Source organism: Mycobacterium sp. P4_H6 (genome assembly GCF_056400845.1).
On record NZ_JBFUKN010000139.1, the window covers coordinates 1 to 10049 of the forward strand.

Genomic DNA, 10049 nt, shown 5'->3' on the forward strand with positions numbered 1-10049 from the left:
GTTCTGGACGCTGCTGGAGGTCATCCCCAACATCACGCTGATCATCGTGCTCGGATTCGGTGCGTATGCCGCCGGCCACGGCCTGGTCACCATGGGCACCCTGGTCGCGTTCATCACCATGATGCTGTCGCTGGTGTGGCCCATCGCGTCGCTGGGCTTCCTGCTGTCGATGACGCAGGAGTCGATGACGGCGGCCAACCGCGTCGTCGAGATCTTCGACGAGCCCCGCACGATCAGCGATGGACCGGACGGCCAGGCGCCACGCGGCGGCCGGCTGGAACTCGTCGACGTCGGGTTCCGCTTCCCGGACAGCGACGACTGGGCGCTGCGGCACGTGAACCTCGCCGTGGAGTCCGGGGAGACCGTCGCGCTGGTCGGTGCGACCGGATCCGGCAAATCCGTGCTGGCGGCGCTGCTGTCCCGGCTGCACGATGTGAGCGAGGGCGCGATCCTGGTCGACGGCACCGACATCCGTGAGCTGTCGCTGCCCGCGCTGCGCCACACCGTGGCCACCGCCTTCGAGGATCCGACGCTGTTCTCCATGTCGGTCGCGGAGAACCTGCGCCTGGGCAACCCGGACGCGACCGAGGAGCAGCTGGCCGAGGCCATCGGCGTGGCCGCCGCCGAGTTCGTCTACGAGCTGCCGTTCGGTCTGGACACCCGCATCGGCGAGCAGGGCATGAGCCTGTCCGGTGGTCAGCGCCAACGCCTTTCGCTGGCCCGCGCCATCATCGCCGACCCGCGGATCCTGGTGCTCGACGACACCCTGTCGGCGCTCGACGTGCACACCGAGGCCGAGGTCACCGAGGCGCTGGGCCGGGTGCTGCGTGATGTCACCGGCATCGTGGTGGCCCACCGCGCCTCGACGGTGCTGCTCGCCGACCGGGTCGCCCTGCTCGAGAACGGCACCGTCACCCGGGTGGGTACGCACGCCGAGCTGCTGGCCGACGCGCCCGAATACCGGTACCTGCTGGCCGCCGACGAAGAGTTGGCGGAGGCCGGCCAATGAGCACCACGGACTGGCGCGGCAAGGCCGTCTCGGCGGACGACGAAAACCTGCCCATCGACGAGTCGATCTCCCGGCGCCGGGAGGCCCGCTCCCTGCTGGGATCGCTGCTGCGGCCCTACAAGTCGGTGGTCGCGGTGCTCGCGGTCGTCGTCGTGCTGGAGAACGCGGCCCGGCTGTCGGTGCCGCTGCTGGTGCAGCGCGGAATCGACCACGGCATCCCGCCGATCGTCGCCGGGGGCACCGCGCGGGAACTGTTCCTGATCCTGGCGGTGCTGTGCGGAGTGGTGTTGCTGCAGGCCACCAGCCGGCTGTACTTCCTGCGCCGGTCCGGACGGATCGGCCAGGAGATCCTGATCGAGCTGCGCCGCAGGCTTTTCCGCCACTTCCAGCGCCTCGACGTGGCCTTCCACGACCGCTACACCTCGGGCCGGGTGGTGGCCCGGTCCACCAACGATGTCGACGCCATCCAGGACATGCTGGCCACCGGGTTCGACGGTCTGATCACCGCGGTGCTGACCATGTTCGGCACCGCCGTACTGCTGATCGTGCTGGACTGGCGACTCGGGCTGGCGTGCCTGTGCGCGTTCCCCATCCTGGTGGGTCTGACGCTGTGGTTCCGCAGCGAGTCCTCGCGCACGTACCTGAAGGTGCGTGAGGCCGCGGCGCTGGTGATCGTGCAGTTCGTCGAGACCATGACGGGCATCAAGGCGGTGCAGGCCTACCGCCGCGAACCCCGCAACCAGGAGATCTTCGAAGACGTTGCCGACCAGTACAAGTCGATCAACGAGCGGGCCTTCAAACTGCTGGCGGTCTTCATGCCGGCGGTGCGCCTGACCGGCAACCTCACCACCGGCGCGGTGCTGCTCTACGGCGGCTACCTGGTGCTCGAAGATCAGATGACGCTGGGCACCCTGACCGCATTCCTGCTGTATCTGCGCATCTTCTTCGAACCCATGCAGGAGATCTCGCAGTTCTTCAACACCTTCCAGTCCGCGTCGGCGGCGCTGGAGAAGATCGCCGGTGTGCTCGATGAGGATCCCGACATCGAGGACCCGGCGCATCCGGTGCGGCTGCAGGACGTGAAGGGCCACATCACGTTCGATGATGTGCACTTCTCGTATGTGCCGGATCGTCCGGTGCTGCCGTCGCTCACGCTGGACATCCCGGCCGGGCAGACCGTGGCGCTGGTCGGCACCACCGGCGCGGGCAAGACCACCATCGTCAAACTGCTGGCCCGGTTCTACGACCCGGTAAGCGGGTCGGTGACGCTGGACGGTACCGATCTTCGCGATATGGCCCAAGCCGATCTGCGCTCGCATGTGGTGATGGTGACGCAGGAGAACTTCATGTTCGAGGGCACCGTCGCCGACAACATCCGGTTCGGCCGGCCGTCGGCGACCGACGCCGAAGTCCGCGAGGCGGCGATCGCGGTCGGCGCGGACCGGTTCATCGACGCGCTGCCCGAGGGGTATCTGACCAGCGTCGCCAAGCGTGGCGGCCGGCTCTCGGCCGGGCAGCGTCAGCTCATCGCGTTCGCCCGCGCGTTCCTTGCCGACCCGGCGGTGCTGATCCTCGACGAGGCGACCTCATCGCTGGACATCCCGAGCGAGCGGATGGTGCAGCGCGCGCTGGCCACCGTGCTTGCCGACCGCACCGCCGTGGTGATCGCGCACCGGCTGTCCACCGTGCAGATCGCCGACCGGGTGCTGGTGCTCGAACACGGCGAGGTCGTCGAGGACGGGCCGCCGGCCGAATTGATCAGCAGGGACGGCCGGTTCGCCGCGCTGCACCGCGCCTGGGTCGAGTCGCTGGCGTGAGTCTTCTTCGGGTGTCGTCTGTCGCGTTACCGATCGAGTTCGGCGACGAGGAACACAATTTCGCCGCTACACGGGCCGCGCTACGGGCCTCCGAGCCGGGGCTGATTGTCCTGCCGGAGTTGGCCACCAGCGGGTACGTCTTCCGCGACATCGACGAGGCCCGTGCGCTGTCGATGGCCGTGGACGATCCGCGGCTGACGGCGCTGGCCGGTGATGTTCCCGACGGCGCGGTGGCGGTGATCGGATTCTGCGAACGGGTGGGCGAGCAGTTGTTCAACTCGGCGTTGGTGTTCGACCGCACCGGCACGCTGGGCTGCTACCGCAAGGCGCATCTGTGGGACGAGGAGTACCGGTTCTTCAGCCTCGGTGACGAGGCGGGGCTGGTGCTCGACACGCCGATCGGCCGGCTCGGCGTCGCGATCTGCTATGACATCGAATTCCCTGAGGTGCCACGGCGGTTGGCGCTGGCCGGTGCCGAAGTGCTTGCGCTACCGGTGAACTGGCCGCTGGCCGAGCGCCCGGACGGCGAGCATGCGCCCGAGACCATCCAGGCCATGGCCGCCGCGCGGGCCTCCCGGCTGCCCACCGTGATTGCCGACCGGCATGGCACCGAACGCGGTGTGCAGTGGACAGGGGGCACCGCCGTCATCGACCGGGACGGCTGGATCGTGGCGACGCCCGATGAGCACGGTGTCGCGTCGGCGGTGGTGAGCATCGATCCCAGCAAGACCCTGGGCGCGAACAACGATGTGTTCGCCGACCGGCGCCCGGAGTTGTACTAGGGGATCAGCCGGGCCCGCCGGGCCCGGGACACCGACTCATGGCGGGTCCGGGTGCCAAGTTTCGCTGCGGCACTGCGCAGATAGCTTTTCACCGTCTCGGTCTTGAGTGAAAGCCGCTCGGCGGCTTCGGCATTCGTGCAGCCCAGCGCGATCTGGGCCAGCACATCGAGCTCCCGCGGCGTCAGATGAACATCCTCCGACGGCGCGGACAGCAGGTCGGCCAGCCGGTGCAGTTCGGCGCCGGTGTCGGCATTGGCGTGAGAAGCCAGCGTGCGCAGCCCGGCGTACACCTCGCGGATGGTCTCCGGGTTGGCCGTCCCGGTCTGCTGCGCCTCCCGCAGGCGCAGTCGACGGTCCACCTCGTCGCGGATGCGCAGCTCGTCGGCCAGCCGCCGACTGGAGCCGACCATCAGATCGGCGGCCCGGCCCCCGAACGGCGCCCCGGACCGGTAGGCGCCGTACAGCATGGCCCGCGGCACACCGTCCACGATCACCGGCACCGCCAGCACCGAACGGATGCCCTCCGACAGCACCGGGGCGTCGTAGTCGTGGGTGATGGTCGAGGCATTGCGGTAATCGGCCACCGACAGCGGCCGGCCCTCGACCATGCTGGCCCCGCCGAGCCCGGAATTCGAGCGCACCACCAGACCGCGCAGCAGCCCGGTCCGGGTCCCGACGAACTCGCTGAGCAGCAGCGCGTCGCCCTGCACTTCGCCGCCGAACAGCACCGGGACCCCGCCCTCGACCGCAACCCGGCGCAACTCGGCGCGCACCGCGTCGGTATCGCGGGGCCTCAGCAGGGCTGGCACGGTGGTTCCCCTCTTTCGGGGGTAGCGGGCAGGTGAGTGTGACGTAGATCCTAGTCGCCATGAGCACCAACACCGATCGGTATCGCGCCGCCCGCGACCACCTTGTGGCCGTGATCAGCGACTATGACAAGGCGGTCGGCACCTTCGCCTGGCCCGAGATCACCGGAACCTTCAACTGGGCCATCGACTGGTTCGACGTCATCGCCGCGGGCAACGACCGTCCGGCGCTGTGGATCGTCGAGGAGGACGGCACCGAGACCACGGTGAGCTTCGCCGAGATGTCTCAGCGTTCCGACCGGGTCGCCTCCTGGCTGCAGGGTCTGGGCGTCGGCAAGGGCGACCGGGTGCTGGTCATGCTCGGCAACCAGGTCGAGCTGTGGGAGGCCATGCTCGCGGTGGCCAAACTGGGCGCGGTGGTCATGCCGACCACCGGCGCGCTGGGGCCCGCCGATCTGGCCGACCGCATCGACCGCGGCGGTGCCCGGTTCGTCATCGCCAACGCCGGCGATACCCCGAAGTTCGACGAGGTGCCGGGTGACTACGTCCGCATCGCGGTGGGGGAGTACGCCGGGTGGCACCGCTACGCCGACGCCTACGACATCGCCCCGCAACGCTTCGAGACCGTAACAGCAGTCGAGGATCCGCTGCTGGTGTACTTCACCTCCGGCACCACCAGCCGGCCCAAACTTGTCGAGCACTCCCAGGTGTCCTACCCGGTGGGCCACATGTCCACCATGGCCTGGATCGGGGTCACCCCCGGCGATGTGCACCTGGCCATCAGCTCACCCGGCTGGGCCAAGCACGCCTGGAGTTGCTTCTTCGCGCCGTGGATCGCCGAGGCCACGATCTTCGTCTACAACTACGCCCGCTTCGACGCCCAGAAACTGCTGCACCAGATCCGGCGTGCCGGCGTCAACACCTTCTGCGCGCCGCCGACGGTGTGGCGGATGCTCATCCAATCCGACCTCGGCGCCAAACCCGAAGGGCTGCGGGAGATCCTGGGCGCCGGTGAACCGCTCAACCCCGAGGTCATCGCCGCCGTCGAACGCGCGTGGGGTCTGATGATCCGCGACGGCTTCGGGCAGACCGAGACCACCTTGCAGGTCGGCAACACCCCCGGCCAGCCCGTCAAGGCCGGCTCGATGGGCCGCCCGATGCCCGGCGTCCCGGTGGTGCTCGTCGACCCGCTCACCGGGGAACTCGCCGACGAGGGCGAGATCTGCCTGGACCTGGCCACCCGCCCGGTGAATCTGATGACCGGTTACCTCGGCGACCCGAAACGCAACGACGCGGTGATGCACGGCGGCTACTACCACACCGGCGACGTCGCCAGCCGGGACGCCGACGGGTACATCACCTACATCGGCCGCACCGACGACGTCTTCAAGTCGAGTGACTACAAGGTCTCGCCGTTCGAGCTGGAGAGCGTGCTGATCGAGCACCCCGCGGTGGTGGAGGCCGCCATCGTCCCGCAACCCCACGACACCCGGCTGGCGATCCCGAAAGCCTATGTGGCACTTGCTGACGGCTGGGCCGCCGACGCCGAGACCGCCCGCGCCATCATGGAGTACGCCCGCGATCACCTCGCCCCGTACCTGAAGGTGCGCCGTGTCGAGTTCTTCGAACTGCCCAAAACCATTTCCGGCAAGATCCGGCGCGTCGAACTGCGCACGCGAGAGGATGAAGCGCACCGGTCGGGTACCCCGATCGACACCGAGCACCGCTACGAGGATCTGGTGGACTGAGCGATGAAGAGTTATGACGCCGGACCCACCGAAGCCCCGATCATCGAAGACACCATCGGTGCGAACTTCGAGCGCACCGCGGCCGAGCACCCCGACACCGAGGCCCTCGTCGACGTCGCGCAGGGGTTGCGCTGGACCTACCGCGAACTCAACGACGAGATCGACGTGGTGGCACGAGGATTGCTGGCCCGCGGCATCGCCAAGGGTGACCGGGTGGGTATCTGGTCGCCCAACCGTGCCGAGTGGACCGTCGTGCAGTACGCGACGGCCAAGATCGGCGCCATCCTGGTCAACATCAACCCGGCCTACCGCACCCATGAACTGGGCTACGTGCTCAACCAGTCGGGCGTGCGGATGCTCATCTCGGCCACCGAATTCAAGACATCGGACTATGTCGCCATGGTCGGCGAGGTGCGCACCGAGGCGCCCACCTTGACCGAGGTGATCTTCCTGGGTACCGAGGACTGGGCGGCGCTGCGGGCCGCCGCGGTCCCGGAAAGTGAGCTGCGGGACCGGCAGGCCACGCTGGTCAACAGCGACCCGATCAATATCCAGTACACTTCGGGCACAACGGGTTTCCCGAAGGGCGCGACGCTGTCGCACCGCAACATCCTCAACAACGGCTTCTTCGTCACCGAGGGCATCAACCTCAAACCGGGCGATCGGCTGTGCATCCCGGTGCCGTTCTACCACTGCTTCGGCATGGTGATGGGCAACCTGGGCTGCACCACCCACGGTGTGACCATGGTGATCCCGGCACCCGGCTTCGAACCCGGCGTCACGCTGGAAACCATTGAGGCCGAACGCTGTACCGGCGTATATGGGGTGCCGACCATGTTCATCGCCATGCAGAACCACCCGAGTTTTCCCGAGCGTGACCTGTCGAGTCTGCGGACCGGCGTCATGGCCGGCGCGGTCTGCCCGATCGAGGTGATGAAGCGCTGCATCAACGATATGCACATGGCCGAGGTGGCCATCGCCTACGGCATGACCGAGACCTCGCCGGTGTCGTGTCAGACCCTGCACGACGACGATCTGGAACGGCGCACCGCGACCATCGGCCGCGCGCACCCGCACGTCGAGGTGAAGATCGTCGACCCCGACACCGGCGCGATCGTGGAACGCGGGCAGCCCGGGGAGTTCTGCACCAAGGGCTATTCGGTGATGCTCGGGTACTGGGAAGACGAGGCAAAGACCGCCGAGGCCATCGACGAGGACGGCTGGATGCACACCGGGGACCTCGCCGTGATGCGCGAGGACGGCTACTGCACCATCGTCGGGCGCATCAAGGACATGGTGATCCGCGGCGGCGAGAACGTCTATCCCCGTGAGGTCGAGGAGTTTCTGTACAGCCATCCCGGGATTGAGGACGCCCAGGTGATCGGGGTGCCCGACGCCAAGTACGGCGAAGAGATCTGCGTCTGGATCAAGATGAAACCCGGCGCCGAACCGCTGGATGTCGAGGCCGTCCGCGAGTTCGCGAAGGGCCGGCTGGCGCACTACAAGATCCCGCGGTACGTGCACCTGGTCGACGAGTTCCCGATGACGGTCACCGGCAAGATCCGCAAGGTGCAGATGCGTGAGGAGAGCGTGCAGATCCTCGGTCTGTGAACCGTCGTTCCCGCTGCGCGCAGGCCGCACTGCTGGAAGAGTTGATACATGGCACTGTGCGGGCGGCGGCTCTGTGCGGTGCTCGCTGTGCTCTCGGCCGTGCTGCACCTGACGATGCTCGGCCACGCGAGCAGCGCCGTGCTGGCCGTGCTGATCGCCGCCATGGCATCGGTCTGCCTGTTCTGCGGGTATGAACTGTGGCGTGCCGGTTCACTTCGGATCTGGTGTGTGGTCGGGGTGATGAGCCTGGCCATGGTCGCCGCGCATCTGTCGCTACCCGGCCACCGGCACGGCGGACAACCGGCCGTTGCAGGTCCGCAGGCCGAGTCGATGAGCGTGCTGATGGGACTGGCCACCACGGTCTCACTGGCAGAGGCCGTCATCGCCGCCGCGGTGTTGTGGGTGCTGACCCGACGCCGTGCGGCCGGACTGGTCTGAGGCATCGGCGAGAATGGGGATATGAGCTACCCGCCGCAGGTGCCCCCGCAGGCCGCCCCGGTCTGTTACCGCCATCCCGGTCGCCAGACCTACGTGCAGTGCACCCGCTGCGGGCGCTACATCTGCGGGGACTGCATGATTTCCGCCGCGGTGGGCCACCAGTGCCCCGAGTGTGTCGCGGCGGGCGCGGCCACCGTCCGGCCGACGCAGGGCCGGTTCGGCGGCAAGGCGGCCACCGACAAGCCRCTGGTGACCTACACGCTGATCGCGATCAACGTGGTGATGTTCGTACTGCARATGGCCTCGGGTCAGCTGGAGAACCGGCTGTCGCTGTGGCCGCCCGCGGTCGCCGACGGCCAGTACTACCGCCTGGTGACCTCGGCCTTCATGCACTACGGGATCACCCACATCCTGTTCAACATGTGGGCGCTCTATGTCGTCGGCCCGCCGCTGGAGCAGCTACTGGGCCGGCTGCGGTTCGGCGCGCTGTACGCACTGAGCGCGCTGGGCGGGTCGGTGCTGGTGTTCCTCATCTCCCCACTCAACAGCGCGACCGCCGGCGCCTCGGGCGCGGTGTTCGGCTTGTTCGGCGCGATCTTCGTGGTGTCGCGCCGGCTCAACCTCGATGTCAAATGGGTGCTCGGGCTGATCGCACTCAACGTGGTCATCACCTTCGCCGCACCGCTGTTGGGTGCCGGGGCGATCAGCTGGCAGGGCCACCTCGGGGGTCTGGTCACCGGAGCCCTGGTGGCGGCCGGCTTCGTCTACGCCCCGCGGGCGCAGCGCAACCTGGTCCAGGGCGGTGTGGTGGTCGCGCTGCTGGCGTTGTTCGCGGTGCTCATCTGGTGGCGGGCCGATCAGTTGTTGACGATGTTCGGCGGCTACCTGAACCTGAGCTGACTCTGTGCTGAGATTGGACGGTGTCAGCCGCAGTTCCTGAACCCGAACCAGAACCCGAACCGGCGGTCAGCGCCCGCGCCATCACCATGCGCGGGCCGTGGGGCCCGGTGTACGGCCCCATCGATCTGGACATCGACACCGGCGGGGTGACCGCGCTGATCCATCCGGCCGGCACCGGGCGCACCGCCCTGCTGCTGACCCTTGCCGGGCGGATGCGACCGATTTCGGGCACGGTGACGGTGTTCGGCCGGTCCGACGCCCGCAAGATCTTCGCGGTATCGGCGCTGGCCAATATCGACCAGCTCGACAAGATCGCCGAATCCGTCACCGTCCGCGACCTCATCACCGAGCAGATGCGTTGGGATGCACCGTGGTACCGGTTCATCGGGCCGGCCTCCCAGACCGATCTCGCCGATATCTGCGGGAGCACCTTCGGCGATGTCGCGCTGCCGGAGCTTGGTGCGTACTTCGACCAGCTCGGCGAACTCACACAGGTGTTGTTGCGGATCGCGCTGGCCAACACCGGGACGCCGCCGCTGCTGGTGGTCGGCGACCTGGACGGCATCACCGATGACGGCAACCGCGCCGTCGTGCTGGAGCGGCTCAACGCCTTGGGGGAGAACCAGACGGTGATCACCACATCCGCCAACCCCGTCCCCGGAGCTCGCGCCGACATCAGAGTGGAGAACTAGCCATGCTTGCCGGAATGTCGCTGGGTACCGACCTGAAACGATTCTCCCGCGGCGCGATGCCCCGCATCGCACTGGTCACCGTCGTGCTGATGCCGCTGCTGTACGGCGCCATGTATCTGTGGGCGTTCTGGAATCCGTTCGACGCGGTGAACAAGGTGCCGGTGGCGCTGGTCAACGAGGACACCGGCACCGTCGTCGACGGCAAGAAACTCGACGCCGGTGCACAGGTCGCCGACGCCCTGGTGC

The 10049-nt window shown here is 68.0% G+C and carries 10 protein-coding genes; 9 read left to right on the top strand and 1 reads right to left on the bottom strand.

Going from position 1 to position 10049, the window contains the following annotated elements:
• From AC1DTF_RS31130 to AC1DTF_RS31140, 3 genes are all read left to right on the top strand, one after another.
• Positions 1–1009: ABC transporter ATP-binding protein (locus AC1DTF_RS31130; RefSeq protein WP_477476853.1), on the top strand; the 1009-nt coding region annotated here is incomplete at its 5' end.
• Positions 1006–2826 (top strand): ABC transporter ATP-binding protein, encoded by a 1821-nt coding sequence (locus AC1DTF_RS31135; protein WP_477476854.1) that lies wholly within the window; start codon positions 1006–1008, stop codon positions 2824–2826. The genes AC1DTF_RS31130 and AC1DTF_RS31135, both read left to right, overlap by 4 nt.
• A gap of 11 nt (positions 2827–2837) precedes the next feature.
• Complete coding sequence (locus AC1DTF_RS31140) at positions 2838–3608, top strand: nitrilase-related carbon-nitrogen hydrolase (RefSeq protein ID WP_477476855.1); 771 nt, start codon at positions 2838–2840, stop codon at positions 3606–3608.
• On the opposite strand, the gene AC1DTF_RS31145 is transcribed toward AC1DTF_RS31140, so the two are convergent.
• The gene (locus AC1DTF_RS31145) at positions 3605–4417 is read right to left on the bottom strand and encodes a helix-turn-helix transcriptional regulator (protein ID WP_057168444.1); all 813 of its coding nucleotides are present in this window, start codon (positions 4415–4417) and stop codon (positions 3605–3607) included. The genes AC1DTF_RS31140 and AC1DTF_RS31145 overlap by 4 nt on opposite strands.
• 59 nt (positions 4418–4476) lie before the next feature.
• Between AC1DTF_RS31145 and AC1DTF_RS31150 the strand changes: the two genes are divergently transcribed.
• The 6 genes from AC1DTF_RS31150 to AC1DTF_RS31175 form a co-directional block, all read left to right on the top strand.
• The gene (locus AC1DTF_RS31150) at positions 4477–6162 is read left to right on the top strand and encodes an AMP-binding protein (RefSeq protein ID WP_477476856.1); all 1686 of its coding nucleotides are present in this window, start codon (positions 4477–4479) and stop codon (positions 6160–6162) included.
• 3 nt (positions 6163–6165) lie between these two features.
• On the top strand, positions 6166–7773 hold the full coding sequence (locus tag AC1DTF_RS31155) for an AMP-binding protein (protein ID WP_477476857.1): 1608 nt from the start codon (positions 6166–6168) through the stop codon (positions 7771–7773).
• A 48-nt stretch (positions 7774–7821) separates the two neighbouring features.
• The gene (locus tag AC1DTF_RS31160; RefSeq protein ID WP_477476858.1) at positions 7822–8211 is read left to right on the top strand and encodes a hypothetical protein; all 390 of its coding nucleotides are present in this window, start codon (positions 7822–7824) and stop codon (positions 8209–8211) included.
• 21 nt (positions 8212–8232) lie between these two features.
• Positions 8233–9111: a rhomboid family intramembrane serine protease gene (locus AC1DTF_RS31165; RefSeq protein WP_477476859.1), complete on the top strand. Its 879-nt coding sequence runs from the start codon at positions 8233–8235 to the stop codon at positions 9109–9111.
• A gap of 86 nt (positions 9112–9197) precedes the next feature.
• The gene (locus AC1DTF_RS31170) at positions 9198–9803 is read left to right on the top strand and encodes an ATP-binding cassette domain-containing protein (protein ID WP_477476861.1); all 606 of its coding nucleotides are present in this window, start codon (positions 9198–9200) and stop codon (positions 9801–9803) included.
• A gap of 2 nt (positions 9804–9805) precedes the next feature.
• Positions 9806–10049, top strand: a 244-nt coding sequence (locus AC1DTF_RS31175; RefSeq protein WP_477476860.1) for a YhgE/Pip domain-containing protein, incomplete at its 3' end; no start/stop codon positions are given.